This is a genomic window from Bradyrhizobium sp. th-b2, assembly GCF_000426785.1.
GTDB classification, from domain to species: Bacteria; Pseudomonadota; Alphaproteobacteria; order Rhizobiales; family Xanthobacteraceae; genus Bradyrhizobium; species Bradyrhizobium septentrionale.
Window position 1 is genome coordinate 24371 of the sequence record NZ_AUGA01000043.1, and the last position, 20533, is coordinate 44903.

Here is a 20533-nt window from a genome sequence, read left to right on the forward strand (position 1 = left end):
AGATATGACGCAGAAGTCATCCCATTCCAACGCCTCCACGTCTCCGAGCGTCCAGTGGAAGCGCTCGAAGATCGGGAAGCTGTCGATTAGGATTCGCTGGATTCGCCCGACATGAGTTCCAAAAAATGCTCGAACCATGCCTTCATGGGAGCGAAGTCTTCGGAGTCGATCTCGGCGATGATGGTGTTGTCGACCTCAAACAGGTCTGCCAGCACCTTCTCCATCGCGCTCATGCCGTCCTTCTCGACACCCTTGATGAAGTTGCGGATGTCACGAACCTTCGGGCGACGAGCATTGAACTCGGTGTAGTTCGCGCCGCGGAACTCGAACGGAAACTTGAGCGGGAAATTCTTCTTCTCGATAGCCATAGTGGTTTGCACGCCTTGTCTTGCACAGAAAGAAAAAAGGCCCCGCCGGTTAGGGCGAGGCCAGTTGGGGTGATCTCTCTGACGTCACCTTAGTAGGTGAAGCCGAGGATCCGTCGAGCGTTTGCGCTCTGGTCGGTGCCGCCGATGTTCGTGATCTTGTTGAACACGTCGATTTCGGTGACGGTGACGCCGTTGATCTCGTGCCGGTAGTAGTTGGCACAGAGGTTGACGGTCATCTCAGCCTTCTTGCCGGCCTCGACTTTGCTCGTCTTGATCGCCTTGATCAGCGAGTGGGTTTCGATGATGACGCCCTTCTCGGCGCCGCTTGCCGACAGCAGGTAGCCGCGGAAGGTGACGGGAACGTCGAGCGAGCCCGGGCCGTAGCCGAGGTTCTGCCAGATCTGCTCGTCCCAGACGTGCAGATCGATGTCGAACTCGATCTTTTCGATGCCCATCGGGATTTCGATGGTGCCGTCCATACCACCACCACGGAACTCTTCCGTCTGGATGTTGATCTCGGGCGGCTGGAAGTTCGGCGCTTCGCCGATCTTGCCGATGTCGTCGATCCAGACCGTGAAGTCCTGGAAAATGTTGGAGTCGCGAAGATTTGCCATTGATGTCTCCGGCCATGCCAGAGCGCGCCCGATCCCGAAGGACCGAGCGGCTCGTGACTAGCTGTGTTGTGGGTGATTGCTGCGGAGAGCCGCGCGTTAGCCGTTGTTGGCGATCGTGCGGTTGAACTCTTCGATGAAGTCCGTGTAGTAGTTCGGATTTCGCGAAGCGCGGAACTGCAGATGCTCCAAGCAGGCCGGGGGCTCGAGATCGAAGTCCACCGTCAGCTCACCGGCCGAGAAGGTCGCGGCGGTGTTGACGGTCGGGTCGATCCAGCACTTGCCTCCGATCAGCGCGCCGCGGGAGCGGAGCAGACGGAGGTACTTGTTGACGTCGCCCTGGATGCCGGCGAGCAGCTGGAGGCTGAACGGCTTGTCGAGGCGCGAGCGCTCAGCGCGCTCCAGGCTCTCGTAGACCATGTCGGCCGTGCGGCGCACGGACAGCTGAGCCCACAGCGGGTCGGTGCCGGTGCCGCGGAGGCCCCAGAACCGGAAACCGTCATCGTGGATGATGGTCGTGACCTGCTGGCTGTTCAGCTGGTTGGCTTCGCAGTCGCGGTCGTTGACCATGAAGTCCACCGGACGGGCGGGGCCGCCGATGTTCTGGATCAGCTCGTTCGAGAACGAGTACCAGAAGCCCTTCTCCTCATCGATACGAGCCTGGATGCCGGCCGCGTAGGCGGAGGCGGGCTTCGTCACGTAGATGGAGTTCTCGGTGTCCCAGCTCAGAACGCCGGGGTCGACGAACGAGATGCGCTGGCTGCCGTAGTCCTGACGGTACTGGACGGCGTCCTCGTACGAGGTGCCGGGACCGTCGAGGAAGGCCACCGCACGCAGGCGGTCGACGATGGAGGCCAGTGCAACACCAACCGGGTTGGCGACGTGGCCGAGGGTTGCGGTGACCGCGGCGCCCGTGCCGGCGCCCGTGACGGTCACGGCCGGAGCAGCGCCCGTGTAGCCGTAGCCCGGGTCGGTGATGACTACGCCAGTCAGCTTGCCGCCGACCACCTGCGGTACCGCCTTGGCCGTGCGACCACCGGCCGGAGGCGCGGCGATGCTGATGGACGTGGTGGCGAGAACGTAGCCGTCGCCTTCGTCGCCGATCACCAGGTTGGCGACACCGTTGGTCGGGCGGCCAGACGTGTGGCCCGGGGCGACCAGCAGCTTCGGGATGAGGCCGAGCATCGGACGCGCCTTGAGCAGCGACCAGACGCCGGTCTTGCCGCTGGGCGAGCCAACAGCGTTCGACCAGGTCTCTTCCTGGCTCTGGCCTTCGGAGACACGGACCACAACCACGACAGCCGACTTCTGGCTGTAGATCGCGTCGATGCCGTCGAGCAGCGTGCCCGTGGATTTCAGCTGACCCGCCTTCAGTGCGTCGGCAAACACCGGCACCGGAGTGTTGAGCGGGAAGAGATCCGGGTCAGCGTCCGGCGCCGTGCCGACCAAGCCGATCACGTTCGACTTGACGGTCTCGACCGGTCCGGAGGGGCTATCGAGTTCGATCGTCTCGATGCCGTGGAGGTATTGAACAGTCACGTATGGTTCTCCCAAACAAAAAAGCCGCCCCGGATGGAGCGGCTTGGAGGGTTGGATTTGGTTGTTGCGGGGTTAGGCGAAGGCGGCGTCGATTTCCGCTTTCGCGGCGATCGTTCCGTCAGCGATCTTGCTGTCGATCTCGGCCTCCTTGTCGAAGGTCGTCTGCACGAACGTCGCCATCTCCCGAGAGATTGCAACGAGTGCTGCGCGATCGAGGGAGACGAAGCCGGCCGGAGATTTCCAGTTGATCGGCTCAGTCACGATCTGCAGGTCGATCGACTGGATGCTCTGGGCGATGAGTGCCCGCGTGTCGCGATCCGTGTAGAGGAAGCCGTAGGTCGGTGAGACCGTCCCGCCGACTTCCTTGGCGTACCGCTTCGAAGCCGCATAGGCCTTCAGATCGTCTTTGGTCGGAGGCGGAGGCTGGATCAAGTCCAGCACCTGCTTGATCACTCCGTCCGACCCCTTCTCGAAGTGATATCCGGAGATCGAGACCTCCGGGTCGGTGGGCAGAGCCGCAGGCTCCACCCTGAAAACGCCGATGGCGTTCAGGTCCGTTTCATCCCAAAGCTCGATGCATTGGTATGGATGAATTGCTTCGTCAGATCCGGTGAACGAGGCTCCGTAAGGGATCTCAAGAAAACCGTCCTGACCGTTGTCTTTTACATAGAGCAAGGTCAACTCCAATTGACAGAGACGGATCCATTGCCGCCGCCGATGCCGTTTGTGCCGCCTCCGGGCGTTGCGCCAGCCGCGCCACCCTGTCCGACGACGATTGTCACAGTGCGGCCGAAGAGATAGGCGAAGTTCGTCCAGTCAAGGTGCGAGACCGCCTGGCCTCCGTTGCCGCCCCAACCGCCGTACGAGGTGACAAAGCCGCCGACTGCCGGGCTGTAGCAGTTCGGGTTGAATCCGTACGTTCCGGCAGCTGCGCCGCCGCCGGTATTGTTGGTCCAGTTTCCGCCAGTGCCTGTGCCGGCCGAAGATTGCGGCACCTGACCGCCCTGGTATGTGGTGTGAAACCAGTCACCTCCGGTGTTGCCGGCGCCTCCGCCAGCATTCAACGTGAGGCCAGAGATCGCATCCCTGAACTGCGAGAAGCCGCCAGGGTTCGAGTTGCCTCCGAGAAGGTACGTGTAGTTGGGCGTCGTCCCGCTCGACCCGCCCACGCCGACACCAGGCCCGACGCCGCCTCCCGCCACGTTGTCCTGGTCGTAGTAGTGGCAAGCTCCACTGCCGCCACCAGCCGCCCCCTTCACGTCAACAATGAGCATGTTGAACCGGGGGATGACGAGATTGTAGGTCCCGGGCGTGTTGTAGATGATGCCGCCCGTGATGACGCGCGGCGGCACGCCCAGAACCCTTCGGTTCGGAAGGATCAAAGGCATCCGAAAACTCCTGAAAGAGAAGCCCGGCCGATCACGAAGACCAGCCGGGCGAAGGTGTTAGTACGGCTTCCAGGCCGCAGCCATCCACTGGCCGGCGGCGATGCTGTAAGTCGCACTGACGATCAGAGAGGCATTGTTTGCGCCAGCGTAGACCGCAGGAGCAACACCATCAGGGAATCGCCACAACGCAGCCCACGACACCGTGCGATTGCCGGTGGCGTCCTGAGCGAAGAGCAGTTCCAACACCTGGCCATCCTTTGGGTTCAAAGGCGCCGCGACGGTGATGTTGCCGGCCAGCGTGATAAACTGACGGCTCCCATTGTTCATGTCGATGGTGAGCGTTCCCGCCCCGACAGATCCAACGGGATAGAATGCCGCCGCCGAATAGGCGTTGGCGACGTTGATGACTCCGGAGCCTGTGCCACTCTTCATGTTGGCAACTGTGGCGATGCTGTCGCCCGTCAGCACTGGCTTCCATGCACCCCACGTTCCGGCCGCGAGAACGCGGCAGTACGCATTGACGGTCGAGTTGGTGTCGAGCTGAACGGCCCGCTGCATCACGTAGTTCTCAAGATCCTGCCCGTAAGCCTGGACTTGCAGATACCAGAATGTTCCAACGGTGCCCGGCGCATTCTTGCCGGCAATGGTCGGCTGCGAGGAGTAGTAGGTCCCCTCGTCCGTAAGAGTGTTCCAGTCCGTGGCGGCTGGAACGGCCTGCTGCCAGAAGATCCCGAGGTTCTTCCGCGCCAGATCTCGCGGCGCTACGCCGAGGTTCTGCGCGATGAGGTACGAAACGAAGGTCGCGTTGTTCACAGCCTTCGTGGCGTAGTTCGTCGGATCCCACGTCTGCGCATTCAGGGCCGATTGAGCAGCCGCGTCGCGAGCCGCCAGAGTGTCCGTCTTCGCCTGGGCGATCGATGCCCGGTCAGCAGCGGCCTGAGCCGCGCTGGTCGCTGCGTCGCCCTTGTACTGCAGGGCGGTGTCGCGGGCAGCCTTGGTATCGTTGAGCATCTGCTCAACAGCCTTTGAGACGGCCGAGCCGACGTAGATGATCCAGTCGCTGTGAGGGCCGGGATTGCCGAAGATCTGAACCGGCTGCACGGTGAGCTGGCCAGACACATGGTCGAAATCGACGGTCCTGGCGAAAGCGTAGTCCGTCTGGTTCGCCTCCCGCACAATGGTCACGAACGGCGAAGGCGCGAACAGCTCGCGCTCCGCCTGGTCCGGGATCGAGAACACCTGCGTGGTGTTGGTGTCGAGAGTGACGGTTGAGAAGGAGTGAGCGAGCAAGAACCCCTGCTCGCTCACCAGTGCGATCTTGTCCAGGGCTGGCGCCAGGACGAGGTCGAGGCGGTTGAGGGCGAGGCCCTCAACGTAAGCCGTCAGACCGCCGATTGCGTCGAGTCCGTCCTCGTTGGAGGAAACTCGGCGATCGATGTCCTCGAAGCGCCGGTTCCAATAGTCGGGGTCGCCGAGGTTATCCCTCGCCTTCACCCTGTAGAACTGGTCGAACCGACGCGGCATTGCTTAGACCTCTTCGAAGCCGATGATCGCGTCGCCGAAACCGGCGATGGCGCTTCCCTCGATGATCACCTCGTGATCGAAGGGACGACCGTAGATGCCCGGAGCCACTTCGATGGCGCGAGCCAGCTTGACGCGGTAGCGCTTCGCCGGATCGGGCTGCGGTCCCGCGGGGGTTTCGTCTGCCATGTTGACCTCTTACTTCGTGTAGTAGGTCCGCTCGGCGACGTGATACGTCACCTGCGGAGAGTTGGTGGTGCCGGTCTGACTGATGGTGAACTGGGTCGTGCCCGCGGGCAGACTGAACGTCATCGTCTTCATGTACCGGTTGGACGTCGCATCTTCGAGCGTCACCACGCTGCTGGCCGGATTGTAGTCCGTCGAACCAACGCGAACCGTCGCTGCGTGCGTGTGCGGCGTGGCGTCGAAGGCTTCGAGCCGGATCTTGACCGTCAGGTTGTTGGCGACGTTCGAGAGCGGCGGTACGGTGTGCTTGATCGAGACGTGCTTGAGCGACGTCTTCGGCCGATACACCTTCACGCGCGATCCGCTGAGATGCAGGATCGGCTGCATGTCCTGCGTGCCGACGAAGCGAGCGCGGAACTGAGCCAGCGGCGGAGCCTGAGCCAGGATGTCCGCATTGTCCTTCGACAACGGGAGCCATTGACCGGTTCCGTTCGGCCGCATCTCGAAGACCAGCTGGCACGACGCGGGCACCCACTGTTCGGCCAGGATGTCGATGGTGCGGAAGCCGCCATCGAGCGTGATCGGAGCGAACTCGATCGCGACCTGTGCCGAGGGGAACGCCGCACCGTAAACGAGCAGCATCATGTCCTTGGTCAGGTCGCCCTGGTAGTAGATGCCGTCCGTCGAATAGAAGAACGTGCCGTCCAGGTAGGACTGACCGGACGTCATGCCGATCTGGTGGTTCGCGTTCGAGATGAGAACGACCGCGTAGCGCTTGCCCTTCGCGAGGAAGGTCGGCTGGACTGCGACCGTGTTCCACTGCAAGCCGATGCTGGCCTGCGGCTGAACCGTCTTGAGGATGACCTTGGTCAGGTCCGGCATGCCGTTCGTGACTTCGCACAGCGTGACGTGGATGTCTTCGTTCGCAGCCTTCGCCGCGACGTAGAACCCGAGCCGGGTGCAGATCATGTCGTTCGAGACCAGGAAGGTCTGAGCGACCTGGGCGCCGGTGATCGCGAGATCCGTGGTGACCGTGTACATGTACGGCTCTTGCCACGTATCGAGCCACCAGGTGTCGGTGCGCTCATTGTAGTGGAAGTAGTTGTACGGGTCACGGCCATCGACATACGACGTGGTGAAACCCACGGTGCCGTAGTCGTACAGATTCGTGCTCGACGGGGCCTCACCCGGGTAGTTGTACTCGTTGCCGTTCGTGCAGACCGACAGGCCACCACCGTAGCGCAGGCGCGTGCGGGACATGTATCCCACCTGCATGTTGTTGACCTGATAGCCGTACTGGGCCATGCCCAGCGAATTGACGTAGGCGCCGGTCTGGATCTTCACCTGATCGTAGTACGCCGGGATCAGGTAGCCGCCGATGTTCCTGGCGTTCGGGTCGTTCGCCGAGAACAGCGTGATCTCGAACTGGTTGGAGTTCGCATCCGAGAAGCGGATGCCTTCCTCGATCTTACAGTCGTAGCCGAGGAGCTGGGTGTTGGTGGTGTCCGACTTGTTCTGGTCGAGGTAGAAGTCGGCGTCGAAGCCTGAAGCGTCGGCCGGATAGCGCAGGCTCTGCTTTACTCGCGCGAGGTCTTCCTCGATGCGGTAAATCTCGGAGCTGTCGCCCAGCGAGTTGATGCGGTTGGCGAGTTCCGCCAGGTCCGAGGCAAGCGAGGTCACGCGCGGCTCGATGATGGCGCGGAACGCCTCAAGCAGGTCGGTGCGGATGTCCAGTGCGTCCGTGGACACGACCGCGTTCTGGTCCAGCATGTCGATCGAGACGATCTGCGTGGTGTCGAGCAGAACGTTGGCGACCACGACGTGCGTGGCGGGAACCGCCGGGGGCACCGGGTCAGCCGCTTCGGCGCCGGCCGTGAAGACGATCTGGGCGTCGCGGGAACGGGTCATCGAGACGGCGCGCGGCTCGACGGTGCCGGTGTCGACGTCCGTCAGGTAGTCGCGGGTCTCGACATCGGTATCCACTTCCTGGCCGTAGGCCGAGATGGTGACGATGCGCTTCGCGGCAGCGGCCACATAGGTGGCGAGCGACTGCGTCAGGACCGTCCGACGACCGAACACCTGACCGCCGTCGTAGACGCGGCCCGCACCAACGGTGACTTCGACCTGGCCGGTCTTGGTGATGATCATGCCGGAATACTTGCGGGTGGCGGCGATGCCGTCCGCGACGATGTTGTCCATCGCCGCCTGCACGTAGTCCTGCAGATTGTTGTGATCGGAAGCGACCTGTTCCTGATAGTCGCGGAAGATTACTTGGCGGTCCATTTAGGGCCTCTCGTTGCGCACGAAAAAGCCCACCGTCCCCGCGGACGATGGGCTCATGTGCATCGGTTGAATGATCAGATGACGATGGGGTCGCCGGCCCATCGCGGCAGGCCAGCGACGAACCCAGGCTTTGTATTGGTGTCGAGCAGGATCTGGTCTGACAGGCGCTTGGCGGCAATGACCGCCTGCCTGTTCTTCGCCATCAGCGTTCCATCATGCGGCGTGAAGAAGCGTGACTTCGGATAGCTCGCCTCGTTGAGGCGCGCCTTCCAAGCCGGCCATTTCGTCTTCATCTCCACCTTAAGCTCGGCGGTCTTCGGCTTGATGCCGTACCGGCCGACGCCCATGAACTGGATCGACGGTCGCTTCTGGATTGCCGTTCCATCGTTGACCGCATATCGCTCGAAGAGACGATAGCCTGACATCGACGGAATGTAGAACCGATTGTAATTGATGCGGTTGCTGTAGACGGCGTGACCTTCCTTGCCCGCGACGGCGACCAGCTCGGGCTCCGAGGTGACCGCTTGGAGAGAAGGCGTGATCGAGTTGCGCCAGGGCGTCAACACGGTCGGCTCGATCGAGACGATCCGCTGGTATGCCGTGGACGGTACCGGGAACTTGCCCTTCTTGTTGAAGGGCGTGTTGCAGAAGATCGAGTGCTCCAGATGTCCCGGGATATGGACCCGGAAGAAGCCATCGAAGTTCTCGACCTTGGCGTCCGTTTCGACGCCCTTGACGACCCAGCGCGCCCGCCGCGCCATGCGCGTGATGGCGTCGTTCGGGCCAGGGAAATGCCCGGTGAGGAAGCTCTGGTAGCGGCTGCCCCCGGAGAAGATGCGCCTGCCCTTGATCGACGTCTCGTACTGACGCCATACCCGGATCTGCGGCAGCTTCTGCAGCCATGCCTCGCGCTCATCCCTCGTCAACGAGGGGCCGGAGAAAACCGTGCTCGGCGGCAGATCGGCCTTCAGGATCTTGCTGCCCACGAGATCGAGATAGGTCTCGATGCCCTGCAGCGTGCCTTTCTGGCGGTGATGCTTGATGGCGTTGGCGATGACGCTACGCCGCTTGGTGACCGGCCAGCTCGAGTCCCAAAGGTCGACCGAGAGAGCCCATGCCAAGTAAGGCAGCAGGTTCTCAGGGCATTCCCACGGGTTCCAGAGCAGCCGGATCGGGATGTTCAGATCAAGGAGACGATCGACCTGGGAAGCCAGCGTTCGCTCGTATTCGGTCGCGTTCGGCGCCAGGATGTGATCCATCCGGCGCGTCGGAAACGTCGCCATGTCTTACTCCACCCTCAGCTGGAGCGGCGTGATCGCGGCGCTTTCGATAAGCGCGCACTGGTCAGTGTCGACCACGACGTTCTCTGCCGGCGAGATCAGATCGACGGACTGGACGCCCTCCTGATTGAGGGCCGAAATGATGGCGGACCGGGTCAGGTCTCGACCGATCAGCGAAACGTTGGCCCGCACCTTGTTCAGGGCGGCGCCGATGTCGGCCATGATCAGCGCGGCGTCCGGGCCGGGATAAAGCGACACGTTGGCGACGATCTGCTGTCGGAGCACCTTGACCGGAACGACGCTGATCACGTCGGTGAGCGGCCTGATGCCCTTCGAATTGAGACGGTCGCGGACCTTCAGGATGGTGTCGTTGGTCGGCACCGGGTCAGCCCCGGCGGCCATGACGCAGATCCTCACCCTGCCACGATCGTCGACCTTGACCGCAGTGGCGTCCCGGATCTTGATCGGGTCGGCGGTCAGGGCCTGAAAGATGTAGGCCCCTTCGGAGCCGGCAGTCGAAAAAGCCTCTGGCGCGAGCTGGGCTCGGCGGCGCAGGCTATCATCGGTCTCGCCGGCAGCGCGCTCGACGCCGAAGAAGGCGGCGAGATTGTCGAGATCGGCCCCCTTGGAGAAGGCCAGCATGACGGCGCGGGCCGCCGCATTGACGCGGGCTCGCACCAGCATCTCCCCGTAGGCCTCAGCCTCAAGGATGACGTTGGTGGGCGACTGCTCCAGGTTGACGGCTGCCTGAAGCTTGCTGTTCTTGGAGACGACCTGGTCCTTGTAGACCTGGAGCAGGTTCTCGTAGCTGATCGTCTCGATGACGTCGGGCGGCGGCAGCCTCGCGAAGTCGATGTACAGCGCGGGCGACGTATAGTTGGGCATCTGACCTCGCTAGATTGTTACTTGGGTTCGCCGCAGCGCAGCGTCCACGAGGTCGATGCCCTCGATCGTGATGGTGATCTCCCCTGATGCATCGAACGAGTCGATCGACACGCGCGTCACCTTGAACTCTGGCTCATAGGTGTTGATCGCGGCGATCGCCGCCATCATGCCGGCCATGAGGACTTCCTGGTTGCCAGGCTTGTCCTGCATGTCGATGAACTTCGACCCCCACCACAGGCGCATCAATCGAGTGCGCAGCCTGGTGGTGAGGATGACGTAGATGCTCTGCTTGATGCGCTCCCAGCCTTGGATCAGCGCACCAGTGAAGCGATCGATGTCGACGAGGTGCTCAGTGCTCTGCGTCGCCATCGTGCTCGCTCTCAGTGTCGGCGGCAGGCGCCTCGACGGGAGCGGCGGGCTCAGCGGCGGGAGCGGCCGGAACGGCGATCACCTGGTCCGGGTCGACCAGCGCGTTGCCGCGATACTTGGCCTCGGAGGGAAACAGCCAGATTTCCTTGCCCACGGGGAGCTGAACGCCGTCTTTCCAGAAGGAGGCGCCGACGACGTACTTTTTCTTTTTTTGCATTGGTCTCTTTCGTCAGGCGAGCTTGGCCCACACGACCTGGGATGGACCGGACTCGGTCATCACCCTGACGCTGGCAGCTTCTTTTGGCCCGGATACGCCGAGATTGACTCGGCCATTGTTGATGTAGACCCATCGACCATCCACGCCGCAGGAGCACTCGGAGGCGCCCTTCACTTCGACGTAGTCTTCCTGGATCGTGACCTTGGCTTTGTCCTTTCCCTGGGTGAGAACGATCGCGGAGTCATCGAGCTTGATGTTCGCTTTATCCTCACCGAAGGTGACATTCAGGTCGCTGTCGGTCCATTTGACGACGGCCTTCTTGTCCTTGAACTGGATCTTGACCTGGTTCTCGTCCATTAGGACGTCGGCCTTGGCGCCGTCCTCGCCGAAGCGGAGGTGAACCTTGTCGCCGTCCTGCCGGTAGTACGACTTGCTCTTGCCGACCGTCTTGAGGATGAACTCCTTGGTCGACTTGACCTGGGTGACGCCGTCGTCACCCTCCTCCGGGACGTCCGGAAGCTTGGGCGCGTCCTGTTTCTGCTGGCCGCCGAGCGATGCCGGGATACCAGCGCCGCCGCCTGCCCCGCCGCCGATCATCTGACCGGCCTGGCTGGTGAGGCCGGCGCCCGTGACCTGCTGTGCGATCCCGGCGACGTTGCCGAGCTGCGCGAAGTCGGGCATTCCGAACATCTTGGCCATGCTGCCGAAGTCGGCGAGCTTGGAGATGTCGCCGAGGCCAGAGATGCCGGCCAGGTTGGCGATGTTCGAGATGTCGAGGCCGGCGAGATTGCCGAGGTTGCCGAGATTGCCGAGGCTTCCCAGCATGCCGGAGAAGTCGGCGCCGCTGAAGCCAGCCATCTGGCCGATGTTGGCTAGATCACCAAGACCGCCGATGTCGCCAAGGCCGCCCGGGGCGCCCTTGTTCTGCTTGGTCTTGATGATGAGGTGATTGGTGTCCTTGGTCTGATGCTGCCAGTGCTGCTGATCCTCTTTCTCGTGGATCAGCCGGACGCTCTCATCCTGCTTGCCGTGCGGGGACGGCGTCTTCGGGCCATAGTGGAATGGCTCGACGGTGGACAGCTCAGGCATTCCGCCGACCGCTCGCATCAGGACTTCCTGACCGACCTTGGGCGGAACTGAAAACTTCATGGTGCCGTGGGAGAAGCTCTGCCACGGCTGCCAGTCGCTCTTGACCGTGCCTTCGCCGTTCATCGGATCGGCATTTGACTGCGATCCGCTCGGCGTCTGGTCCTGGCCGTCATTCATTTTGACGTACCAGCGATCCTTCTCGTACTTGATCGCAACGACCTTGCCGAGGCGCTCCTTGTTCTCGAACTTGCGTTCGAGATCCTGCATGCGGCGCTCGATCGACAGAAGGGCTCTCATCGGTAACTCCGGATTATCCGCCCTTGCGTTTGCGGCGGCGCTTTCGCTCCAACCGCAGCTCGGTCATAAGGGTCTGCTTCGAGAGCTTCTTCTTTTTCTTCGCCACGGCTCAGTCCTCGGAGGCGTCAAAGTCGGTCTGCTCGTCTCGCTGCAGGCCGGCGGCGGTGTGGACATGGCCCCGGGTGTGGGTGCTGGATGGGACCTGAGTGATCATCGAGCCGTCCGGGCGATAGAAGAACTCGCGCTCACGGACCCGGTTGGTACCGATCGTGAGGTCGCTCTCCCATTCCACGACGCCGATCGACACACCCTCGCGCCGAAGCACTGGCTGGCTGATCCTGCGGAACTTGACCATGGTTGCCGGCGCCGCATTTGGGTCGCCGAAATTGTAAAGGTTCGCCTTGAGGGCGATGCTCTCGACGTAGTCCCAGGCACGAGCGTCGCCGTCGAGGGCGACGAACCGGTTCTCGTCGATGACGACGACCACACATCGGAGGCGCGCGTTCAGCTCGCCGGTCACTTCGTGGTCACCGTTGGTGCTCATGACGGCCACGCGGGCGGACGGCGTCTTTACCGTCCAGTCCGCGATGTCCTGCTCGTCGAAGAGCCCGTCGTACCAGTCGACATCCATGTTGGGGTACATGACCTTGATGGTGTCGACGATCCTCTGCCGGAAGTCGACGATCTTGCTCATCAGTCGCCTCCATGCGCCAGATAATCACGGATCATCTTGGAGATCCGTCGCTTGTTTTCGTCTGAGAAGCCCATGAACGGACGCGGCGGGATCTTCTTGCGCCTGATCATGCCCTTGGTTCGCTTCACGCCGTCCTGCACATAGGACGAGTACGGCTCGCCCTCGTGGTTGAGTGCGGTCGAACTGAGGACGAAGCCGTCATGAGTGACGTCCTCGACCTGGATCCACTTGGCCAGCTCACCGCTGTCAAACAGGATGCTGTCGTTGCCACCTTTGAGCTTGACCGTCACCTCACGCAGCGCCGCCCAGCGCTCGCCGTCCGGACCGGTCTTGCTCCGCAGGACGCGGTTGACCGTCGAGTTCTTCATGTACTCGGCGGCGCTTGCGTAGACCGGTTGAAGATTGAGTGTGTCGTGCAGCAGCTCACTGATGCGCTTGTTCAGCTTGCGCAGGTCGCTGGCATCGACTCTGACTTGAAGGTCGGCCATCAGGCCCTCCCGCAGTCGAACGAGCCTCCTGAGCGCTTAACGTTCGGGTTGGTCGTCGTGGACGTGCCGTCACCGTTGTCGGTGGTCTCCGGCGGAAGGCCTAGGCCAACCTTGCCGGTGGAAATTTTCTCGAGGAGCGCCAGGGCATCCTCATAGCGCACCCGCATTTCGTCGGTGCGGCCGGTGCGGCCCAGCGCTATCTTGTAGACGGCGATGTCGATCGCGCAGTTCCTCACCACGCCGGGCGTGGGGGTCACCGGGATCGTATACTGAGCCGACAGATAGGCGTCGCAGATCTCGTCGGCAGACTGGAGCCCCTTCGCGACAACGTCGGGGTCCGGCTGGCCGTCTCTGTCGTAATCGGCCACGCGAACCAGGAGGTCGGTGCCGTAAAGCTCGTCGATGTCCTCTTTGGTCGCGTAGCCCATTACATTTCCTCGTTAGGTCGCGGAAACCGCGGCACTTTGAGCCTGAATTATTTCTTCTTCTTGGGGCCCTTCGGCTTGGCGCTGGCCGTCTTGGCCTCGCCTTCCTTCGGCGCGGTCTCGTCGCCGGTACCATCTGCTTCGTCGCCTTCGGTCTGGTCCTGATCGGACTGATCGGCAGCGGTTTCGGCAGTTGACGTCTCCGCGTCTTCAGCGACCTGCTCGACGTTGGTCTCGTCGGTCACTTCCGCGGCCGGTGCGGTGGGCTCAACCGGCTCGACGACCGGCGCGGCGGGAGCTTTCGGCTCCGCATTTCCGTGCAGGTTGGCGAAACGAATTGCCCGGACTTCGTCCGTCACGAGGCGACGAGTGCGGCGCTTGTAGTTCGCGGTCGCTTCGCGGGCTCGGAAGCCTTTTGCTCCAAACATGAATGTCTCCAGAGTCACAAAGAACCCTCCCCGGATTAGGGGGAGGGTCTTGTGTTTCGGTACCGTCAGCGACGATTAGGCGGCCAACTTGTGCTTGAAGGCCACCAGGCGGACGATCTTCGCATCGTACACGCGCTGCCAGTTGCTGGTGTTGGCCAGCTCGGTGTTGGACGGCGTGACGCCGGCCTGGGTGCCGCCGAGCCACTTGATGCCGCGGGGATGCATGACCCACTGGCGGCGGTTCACGATGTACTCCTGGCCCATGCCCTTCAGAGCCTGGCGCTCGACTTCCACCGGCACCTTCGGCGACTTCTCGCCGAAACCGATCGCGCCGGGGCCGAAGATGTAGGTGGTGAACACGCGGTTCGCGCCCGCGCCGGTCACCGGCATGCTGTCGTCGACGAGCACGGTCTTGCCGAGATAGGTCGGGATGGTCAGCTTGCCCTGGCTGTCCGGGACGAAGTCGATCAGGTCGGCTTTGACCATCGCCTTCAGGGTCAGCGAGTGGACGGCGACCGCCGACAGACCGCCCTGCTCGTCGCCGAGCAAGAAGGCCGCGTCGATGAACGAGTCGGCGTCGAAGTTCTCAGCGCCGCCGGTCAGGGCGGAGATGTCGCTGACGTTGGCCGCCATGTCGGTCGAGCCCATGGCGCCGGCCAGGGTCGCGAGCAGCGCGGTCTGCATGCGCTTGTTCCACCAGTCGGCGAAACGGTTCGCGATCGCGTCGATCGGGTCCGTGCCGGACAGGTCGGCCGCGAGGTCGGTCGAGCCGAACGCCTTGCCGCGCAGAAGCTTCACGGCCACGTCCTGGCCGGTCGTCATCTTGCTGACGGTCAGGTCGGTCGTGTCGTCGAGGATCTGCTCGGCGTCCGAGGCGTCGAGATCGTTGAAGTACGGCATGTTGACCGTCTTGCCTTCGATCTCGGCGTTGATGACGCTGGTCAGGTCGGTGATGATGCCCGACTGGAACAGCTCCGACTTCTGGGTCGAGAGCACCTGGACGTACTTGTTGAACTTGGTCGGGACGATCATGTCCGCGAGACGAGTCTCAGTCATTTCTCACTCTTGAGGTTGGTGACTGGCCGCCGCTGGTTTGCATTCAAGCAAACGCCCGGACAAAATCCGGGCGCCTGCATGTTGGAAGGCGGGAGGACTTAGTCCTTCACGCCGGCCGCTGCTTTCAGCTGCTTGGCCAATTCGGGTTTGGTGTTTTCCAGCAGCATTTGCTGGGTGACGTTGCGCGTTTCGGTGGCCCAGGGGTTCACGACCCCTCCGGCCGGCGTAGCGCTGTTGCTTCCGGGGTTGGTCCCGAGACCGCGCTTCTCGTCAGGCTTGAAGAGCGACGCGGACTTCTCTCGGATCTCTGCAACGAGATCTTCGACCGTGAACGCGGTGCCGTTCACGTCCTTGATGCGGGGGTTGCCGTTCGTGTCGATCACTTCCGTGACGACCTTGCCGTCCTTCATGGACGTGCGGACGAACTTGCCCACCAGGAGTTCGACGGCATCCCGCGCGTCGTCCAGGGGGTTGGCTTTGGCGACTTCAGACTTGATCTGGCTCTCGCCCATGATCGTCTTCAGCTGCCCCACCAAGCTGGCATTGGCGTCCTCCAGACCCTTGACCTTGGTGGTCCACTCGGTCTCCTTCAGTCCGTACTGAGCGGAGAGTTGGCCCCTGATGGTGTCGAGCTTGGTGTTCGCGATCTGCTCGGCCTGCTTCTCGGGATCGAGTGCAGTCAGTCGAGCCGTCGTTTCGACCGCCGTCTTGGCGGCTTCCGGCGTGATGTCTCCGAAGGCGGTGATGCGTTCGATCGCGGTCTTAGCCGCGGCCACATCGAGGCCTTCGTAGGGCTGCAACTGCGCCTTCAGAACGAAAACGTTGTTGCGTTCCGCGCCGAGCGCCGTCTTCAGGCCCTGGACGTTGTCGAGTTCGAAGCCTTCGCTGGCGGTCACGTTCAGGAAGAACTTCCCGTCCTTCGCGACGTAGTAGCCTCGGAGGCCCTCATCGAGTTCATTGAGATCTTTAACGACTGCTTTGAGCATATCCATCCCGGAAATGCGGGGCATCCCGCCCCTCGTGATAAAAGGCCCAGTCAAGCGTCCCGCTCGAAGGGCCGGTGATATCCCCGAGGAGTCGGGGAATCAGAGGAGCCAGCAGCGATCGTTCCGAGGCCGTCCCGGCGCTCGATTGGTCATTGCTGGCGAATTGGTGGTGGCTGGCAGGGCAGGACTCGAACCTGCGACATCCTCGTTAACAGCGAGGCGCTCTACCGATCTGAGCTACTTGCCAAGAAACTGTTCAGCGGCGGCGCGGGCGTGCGGCGCGCTCTTCGGTATCTCTGCTCGTCTTGTGCGGGATGCGAACTGAGACCGCTGAAACCGCGCTCAACCCGAAGGGGAGCGCGATCTGGAAGGGTTCTCGGCCGCAGCCACAAAGGCGCAGGCCCAAAGAAAAACCCGCCCAGGACGGTCCTGAGCGGGCTCTGAAGGGTGTTGCGCGCCTTACCTAACCGGCCCGCCGTGCAGGCAGACATATGCGGGGCAAGACGCGCAGTTTGATGGTCACGCGGCGCGAAGCAGCTCGGGCGTGACGGGTTCGAAGTTCTTCTCGAATGTGTCGGGCTTCTCGAACCCGATCGAATTGTCGGCGAACAGGAGGACGATGTCGCCCGCGGCGCACTGCATCACGCCGAAGGGCGTTTGCATCGTGAGGCCACCGAGCCGATTGATCTCCAGCTCGCCCGTTTGCAACCGCGAGACCAGCCAGTGAGGCGGCAGCTCGGTTGCGACCTGCCCCCAAAGCGGCAAATGGAACGCTTCGGCGAGAGATCGGCGGGTGAAAAGCTTCACGGTCACTCCATTTGCATTCAAGCAAATCTTCTAGCACGGGGTCCGGGGTTCTGTCAACCCCTCGCCCCATGAGAATGCAAATGCCCTACTGGTGGAGGAACCACCAGGCCAAACCGATCAAAATCAATACTCCGATACCGGGAGCGTAGACGTCGAGCGACTGCTTGCGCCGGATCTCCCGGAGGTCGTCGGCCATCTGCTGCTGGAGCGGATCGTGCTTAGGATTTGACGACGGCGAGACGCTGCTTCGGCTCGGCTGCTGCTGGCTGGGCATGTTTTACAGGCTTCCTGGTCTTTGCATCGAACTTCGGCTCGAAGCAAATCGGGCAGCAGAAATACTCGTTACCCACCAGCTTGCCGAACACCACGACCGACTTGGGGATCATCCGAACGAGTTCCCGTACCGGCGTGCCCTGCCGCAATGTGCAGGGCTCGCACCGGTATTCGGTTGCTTCGAACTTCATGGTCAAGTCAGTCATGGGGCGGCGTCGATAGCATTTTCGTTTGCACCGAGTCAATCAGATTTGCTTTGTGGGGCGGGTCTGACCGTTCGGAAAATCAAACGTCTTTGCAGGCTTTGCAGTTCCGGGAGCCGCGTTCGGATCGGGGTTCGCAGATCCAGCGCCGCCGCCGGCCGGGTCCTTGGCGGGATCGGCTTGCGTCCAGCGGCCCGGCAGCATGCCATCGGCGGCCTGCATGTTGATCTGGTCGACCTGAGCCCAGAAGGCCAGCTCGTCATCCAGATTGAAGTCGTCACCAAGCAGGTTGCGGTTGCGTACCTCGGTCAACAGGGTCTGGCGCGACAGGCCGCGCTCTTCCCACATCTTCACGAGCTGGGCGACCTCAAGCAGGCGGTCCTTCGTATTCGAGAACTCGGTGTTGAGGATGGCCTTGACTTGGCTGTAGTCGGCGCCGGTCCACTGCCCCATGAACAGGATGGCCTTCTCCAGCGAGTCCTGGCAGCCGATCGCCAAGTCGTGGACGACCGAGTGGACCCGGGTCTCCTGGATGTCACGCTCGTTCTGCGGAACGTACTGACGGTGCGTGCCCGTGACCGGGTTGAGCGCCATCATGTCCATCTGCATTTCGAGCTTCTCAATGTCCTTCATGCCGGACTCGATCGCGGTGCCCTTGGGCTCCACGAAGTACCAACGGCCATTGGCGTCCGGCGAATAGAGCACCTTGTAGGGACCGATGGCGAACTGGGCCTCGTCCTCCGGGTCGATCTGGACGCCAGAGCACGCCAGCATCGGGAAGCGTGCCGCCGACAGGATCGAGCGCTGATCCGAGCTGGAGATCCAGTGCTCGATCTGCTTGTAGGCCAGATCGATGAAGACCGGCCGCACCTGGTAGTCGGCTTCCTTTTCGCCGGCATACATGGTGACGAACGGGACCTCCGGCATGTTCTTCAGCGGGGTCTCTTCGACGAACGTCCAGTTCGAGCCGCCCGATGTCGCCGCCTGCTCCCAGAGCTGGACGATGCCAGACGTCTTGGTGGGGTCGATTTCGATGACGCGGATCTGGTTGAAGAGGACCTCCTTGAAGCCGTCGCGGTCAGCGCGCTGGCTGCGGATGCGGACGTGGACGGTCTTGGTGTCACCGCCGACGTACATGTCGTAGGCCGCGGCAACATCGTCGACCTTGAACATCTTCATGAACGGCCGGGCGCCGGACGCCTTCTGAGCGGCAAGGCTCTTCATGTTGTAGGTGTCGGGATGGTCCACCAGGATGTGGCACATGCCGTCGAGCAGCGCGTTGTTGAAGAATTGGTGGGCGAAGACGTGCAGGTGATTGCCCTGCAGATCGACGTCCTGGACCCAAGCGTCGAGGTTCTGGTCCTTGTTGTTGACGAGCTTCAGCAGCGTGCGGAACGGCTTCGCCGACGCAGCATCGACAGCCTCACGCAACTTGTTGAGCGCGAAGGTGGACTGCAGACGCGATTGGTAGCGGGTATCCGACTCCTTCTCGTATTGCGGAAGGAAGGTTTGATCCTTGGCGCGCATCGTCTCGGTGCCGCCGTAGACAGCGCGCAGCATCGACGTGCGCTGCTGCATCGTGGTGGCAGCCGAAGACAATTGGCCGGGGTTACCTTCCTTCGGGGAAGGCGTGTACTTGATCTGGGTATCAGCCATTTGGCGGGGAAGTCCTGACGTTACCAGTCAAGGACTGCGGCCTTGCGGGGACCGAGTAGCGCGTTGAAAGCGTCGGAAGCGGCGTCCACCTGGTCGTCGTTGACGCCAAGAGGGAACATTTCCAACTCGTCGGTGAAGACATCATTCCAGTGTCCTTTCACCAATTTCACATTCTTCGCCTCGCACTGCGCAGCGAACGCTGCGGCGCGGGTCTCTTTCGGTCCTGTTGGGCGAACAGCCTTGACGATGTAGCCGGCGAGCCGGCGGATAAAGTTTTGGGCCTGGCTCTTGCCTGCCTGGCCCGGATCCTGCGGGAGGAAGATCTGGACGGACTTGCCGTCGTTCCTGGCGGTCTCGAAGATCTTCTTCTCGACGACGAGCGGCGTGTCGCGGAATCGGATCACGTTCTCGATGTAGAAGATGCCGTTGGCGTCCCGGGACATCAGAACGCCGACGGTGTAGTCGCCGTCTTTGGACGCAGCCAAGTCCCAGGCCCGCACGCGGACGCGCTTGGCCGGCAGCTCGGTGGCTGTCTCGAACCAGGAGGCATTGAACATGCCGCCATCGTCAGCCATCGGCTGCTGCTGGTAGAGCGCTGCAAACGAGCGCTCGCCTAGAACGTCCTGACGATCCTGGAGAGCGGCGTAGGAGAAGCGCCGAGGAGCCAGCGGCTCGTTGGGCTTGCGGCGGAGCGGGTCGCCCGGCACGGTGCCGTCATCATTGAGGATCAGCTCCTTGGTGCCATCCTCGCGCTGGATCGACTTGGTGTAGGGCAGCGCCGGCAGATACAGGATCTCCCAGGGCAAACCCTTGCCGTCGTTCATCAGCTCGATGAGGCGGCCTGCGATGTCGTCGTAGTGCCATCGCGTCAGCGTGAGCACGATTGCCGCGTCTTCTTCGAGACGGGTGTAAACGACGTCGCGATACCAGTTCCATTGGTCTTCGCGGAAATTGGCGGAGCTGACTTCCTTGCGGTCTTTGATCGGGTCGTCGATCAGGAAGAGATGGGAGCCCTTACCTGTGGTGCCGGAGCCCACGCCGACCGCGTAATACTGACCGCCCTGCTCCAGCTGCCAGTCGTCAGCGGCGCGCTGGTCGGTACGGATTCCGACATTCGGGAAGAGAGTCTTGAACTCGTTGCCCTTGATGATGTCGCGGACGTTACGCCCGAAGGACGTGGCGAAGTCGGCGTTGTAGGACGCCGAGATGACGTTCTTGTCCGGATTTCGCGCCATGAAGTAGGCGGGAAACCGGCGCGTCGACAGCTCACTCTTGCCGTGCCGCGGGGGCGCGAACAGCATCAGGCGCTTGATCTCGCCGCGCTCGACCGCTTCCAGCTTCTCGGCGACCAGATGATGGAACGGGTCAGCGTTGTATTTGGGGAGCGTGTACTCGGTGAAGCCGATCAGGCGCTCGCGGCCCCTCCTGCGGCGCAGGATTTCGGCCGCCGCCTCCTCGGGGGAGACGTCGATAAGGTTGTTCAC

The 20533-nt window shown here is 62.4% G+C and carries 23 protein-coding genes and 1 tRNA gene; all 24 read right to left on the reverse strand.

Annotated features, from left to right (window positions below; all coding sequences use genetic code 11):
• Window positions 1-86: 86 nt before the first annotated feature.
• A complete protein-coding gene (locus tag K359_RS0134610) occupies window positions 87-368 on the reverse strand; it encodes a phage tail assembly protein (RefSeq protein WP_029083400.1) in 282 nt (93 codons plus the stop codon).
• A gap of 89 nt (window positions 369-457) precedes the next feature.
• Window positions 458-982, reverse strand: coding sequence for a phage major tail tube protein (locus tag K359_RS0134615; RefSeq protein ID WP_029083401.1), 525 nt, complete (start codon window positions 980-982; stop codon window positions 458-460).
• A 96-nt stretch (window positions 983-1078) separates the two neighbouring features.
• Window positions 1079-2518 (reverse strand): phage tail sheath subtilisin-like domain-containing protein, encoded by a 1440-nt coding sequence (locus K359_RS0134620; protein WP_029083402.1) that lies wholly within the window; start codon window positions 2516-2518, stop codon window positions 1079-1081.
• Window positions 2519-2590: 72 nt separating this feature from the next.
• Window positions 2591-3193, reverse strand: coding sequence for a hypothetical protein (locus tag K359_RS57535; protein ID WP_051346574.1), 603 nt, complete (start codon window positions 3191-3193; stop codon window positions 2591-2593).
• Between the two features lie 2 nt (window positions 3194-3195).
• Complete coding sequence (locus K359_RS0134630; RefSeq protein ID WP_029083403.1) at window positions 3196-3906, reverse strand: hypothetical protein; 711 nt, start codon at window positions 3904-3906, stop codon at window positions 3196-3198.
• A 57-nt stretch (window positions 3907-3963) separates the two neighbouring features.
• A complete protein-coding gene (locus K359_RS0134635; RefSeq protein ID WP_029083404.1) occupies window positions 3964-5430 on the reverse strand; it encodes a pyocin knob domain-containing protein in 1467 nt (488 codons plus the stop codon).
• Between the two features lie 3 nt (window positions 5431-5433).
• Complete coding sequence (locus K359_RS0134640; protein WP_029083405.1) at window positions 5434-5616, reverse strand: hypothetical protein; 183 nt, start codon at window positions 5614-5616, stop codon at window positions 5434-5436.
• 9 nt (window positions 5617-5625) lie between these two features.
• Window positions 5626-7896, reverse strand: a complete 2271-nt coding sequence (locus K359_RS0134645) for a hypothetical protein (RefSeq protein ID WP_029083406.1) — start codon at window positions 7894-7896, stop codon at window positions 5626-5628.
• 74 nt (window positions 7897-7970) lie between these two features.
• Entirely contained in the window at window positions 7971-9179 is a 1209-nt protein-coding gene (locus tag K359_RS57540; RefSeq protein WP_051346575.1) for a phage tail protein I, read from the reverse strand.
• 3 nt (window positions 9180-9182) lie between these two features.
• A complete protein-coding gene (locus tag K359_RS0134655) occupies window positions 9183-10061 on the reverse strand; it encodes a baseplate J/gp47 family protein (RefSeq protein WP_029083407.1) in 879 nt (292 codons plus the stop codon).
• Between the two features lie 9 nt (window positions 10062-10070).
• Window positions 10071-10430 (reverse strand): GPW/gp25 family protein, encoded by a 360-nt coding sequence (locus tag K359_RS0134660; RefSeq protein ID WP_029083408.1) that lies wholly within the window; start codon window positions 10428-10430, stop codon window positions 10071-10073.
• On the reverse strand, window positions 10411-10647 hold the full coding sequence (locus tag K359_RS0134665; RefSeq protein ID WP_029083409.1) for a hypothetical protein: 237 nt from the start codon (window positions 10645-10647) through the stop codon (window positions 10411-10413). The genes K359_RS0134660 and K359_RS0134665 overlap by 20 nt, the downstream gene beginning before the upstream one ends.
• Before the next feature lie 12 nt (window positions 10648-10659).
• Window positions 10660-12033: a hypothetical protein gene (locus K359_RS0134670; RefSeq protein ID WP_029083410.1), complete on the reverse strand. Its 1374-nt coding sequence runs from the start codon at window positions 12031-12033 to the stop codon at window positions 10660-10662.
• A gap of 109 nt (window positions 12034-12142) precedes the next feature.
• Window positions 12143-12727 (reverse strand): hypothetical protein, encoded by a 585-nt coding sequence (locus K359_RS0134680; protein WP_029083411.1) that lies wholly within the window; start codon window positions 12725-12727, stop codon window positions 12143-12145.
• A complete protein-coding gene (locus K359_RS0134685) occupies window positions 12727-13215 on the reverse strand; it encodes a phage virion morphogenesis protein (RefSeq protein ID WP_029083412.1) in 489 nt (162 codons plus the stop codon). The genes K359_RS0134680 and K359_RS0134685 overlap by 1 nt, the downstream gene beginning before the upstream one ends.
• A complete protein-coding gene (locus K359_RS53870) occupies window positions 13215-13643 on the reverse strand; it encodes a gp436 family protein (protein ID WP_051346576.1) in 429 nt (142 codons plus the stop codon). The genes K359_RS0134685 and K359_RS53870 overlap by 1 nt, the downstream gene beginning before the upstream one ends.
• 47 nt (window positions 13644-13690) lie before the next feature.
• Window positions 13691-14068, reverse strand: a complete 378-nt coding sequence (locus K359_RS0134695) for a hypothetical protein (RefSeq protein WP_029083413.1) — start codon at window positions 14066-14068, stop codon at window positions 13691-13693.
• Window positions 14069-14143: 75 nt separating this feature from the next.
• On the reverse strand, window positions 14144-15124 hold the full coding sequence (locus K359_RS0134700; protein ID WP_029083414.1) for a major capsid protein: 981 nt from the start codon (window positions 15122-15124) through the stop codon (window positions 14144-14146).
• A gap of 98 nt (window positions 15125-15222) precedes the next feature.
• The gene (locus tag K359_RS57545; RefSeq protein ID WP_156928808.1) at window positions 15223-16134 is read right to left on the reverse strand and encodes a hypothetical protein; all 912 of its coding nucleotides are present in this window, start codon (window positions 16132-16134) and stop codon (window positions 15223-15225) included.
• Between the two features lie 146 nt (window positions 16135-16280).
• Window positions 16281-16357 (reverse strand) — tRNA-Asn (locus tag K359_RS0134710).
• A 272-nt stretch (window positions 16358-16629) separates the two neighbouring features.
• Complete coding sequence (locus K359_RS0134715) at window positions 16630-16917, reverse strand: hypothetical protein (RefSeq protein ID WP_156928809.1); 288 nt, start codon at window positions 16915-16917, stop codon at window positions 16630-16632.
• A gap of 218 nt (window positions 16918-17135) precedes the next feature.
• The gene (locus K359_RS53880) at window positions 17136-17381 is read right to left on the reverse strand and encodes a hypothetical protein (protein ID WP_156928810.1); all 246 of its coding nucleotides are present in this window, start codon (window positions 17379-17381) and stop codon (window positions 17136-17138) included.
• 54 nt (window positions 17382-17435) lie between these two features.
• On the reverse strand, window positions 17436-19049 hold the full coding sequence (locus tag K359_RS0134730) for a DUF4055 domain-containing protein (protein ID WP_084518604.1): 1614 nt from the start codon (window positions 19047-19049) through the stop codon (window positions 17436-17438).
• 20 nt (window positions 19050-19069) lie between these two features.
• A complete protein-coding gene (gene terL, locus K359_RS53885) occupies window positions 19070-20533 on the reverse strand; it encodes a phage terminase large subunit (RefSeq protein ID WP_051346577.1) in 1464 nt (487 codons plus the stop codon).

Coding starts and splice junctions, on each gene's coding strand:
- K359_RS0134670 (WP_029083410.1), bottom strand. CDS start 12,033: ATGAGAGCCCTTCTGTCGATCGAGCGCCGCATGCAGGATCTCGAACGC.
- K359_RS0134645 (WP_029083406.1), bottom strand. CDS start 7,896: ATGGACCGCCAAGTAATCTTCCGCGACTATCAGGAACAGGTCGCTTCC.
- K359_RS0134665 (WP_029083409.1), bottom strand. CDS start 10,647: ATGCAAAAAAAGAAAAAGTACGTCGTCGGCGCCTCCTTCTGGAAAGAC.
- K359_RS0134655 (WP_029083407.1), bottom strand. CDS start 10,061: ATGCCCAACTATACGTCGCCCGCGCTGTACATCGACTTCGCGAGGCTG.
- K359_RS0134615 (WP_029083401.1), bottom strand. CDS start 982: ATGGCAAATCTTCGCGACTCCAACATTTTCCAGGACTTCACGGTCTGG.
- K359_RS0134730 (WP_084518604.1), bottom strand. CDS start 19,049: ATGGCTGATACCCAGATCAAGTACACGCCTTCCCCGAAGGAAGGTAAC.
- K359_RS0134680 (WP_029083411.1), bottom strand. CDS start 12,727: ATGAGCAAGATCGTCGACTTCCGGCAGAGGATCGTCGACACCATCAAG.
- K359_RS0134700 (WP_029083414.1), bottom strand. CDS start 15,124: ATGACTGAGACTCGTCTCGCGGACATGATCGTCCCGACCAAGTTCAAC.
- K359_RS53880 (WP_156928810.1), bottom strand. CDS start 17,381: ATGAAGTTCGAAGCAACCGAATACCGGTGCGAGCCCTGCACATTGCGG.
- K359_RS57540 (WP_051346575.1), bottom strand. CDS start 9,179: ATGGCGACGTTTCCGACGCGCCGGATGGATCACATCCTGGCGCCGAAC.
- K359_RS0134660 (WP_029083408.1), bottom strand. CDS start 10,430: ATGGCGACGCAGAGCACTGAGCACCTCGTCGACATCGATCGCTTCACT.
- K359_RS0134640 (WP_029083405.1), bottom strand. CDS start 5,616: ATGGCAGACGAAACCCCCGCGGGACCGCAGCCCGATCCGGCGAAGCGC.
- K359_RS0134695 (WP_029083413.1), bottom strand. CDS start 14,068: ATGTTTGGAGCAAAAGGCTTCCGAGCCCGCGAAGCGACCGCGAACTAC.
- K359_RS53870 (WP_051346576.1), bottom strand. CDS start 13,643: ATGGGCTACGCGACCAAAGAGGACATCGACGAGCTTTACGGCACCGAC.
- K359_RS0134630 (WP_029083403.1), bottom strand. CDS start 3,906: ATGCCTTTGATCCTTCCGAACCGAAGGGTTCTGGGCGTGCCGCCGCGC.
- K359_RS57545 (WP_156928808.1), bottom strand. CDS start 16,134: ATGCCCCGCATTTCCGGGATGGATATGCTCAAAGCAGTCGTTAAAGAT.
- K359_RS0134610 (WP_029083400.1), bottom strand. CDS start 368: ATGGCTATCGAGAAGAAGAATTTCCCGCTCAAGTTTCCGTTCGAGTTC.
- K359_RS0134685 (WP_029083412.1), bottom strand. CDS start 13,215: ATGGCCGACCTTCAAGTCAGAGTCGATGCCAGCGACCTGCGCAAGCTG.
- K359_RS0134635 (WP_029083404.1), bottom strand. CDS start 5,430: ATGCCGCGTCGGTTCGACCAGTTCTACAGGGTGAAGGCGAGGGATAAC.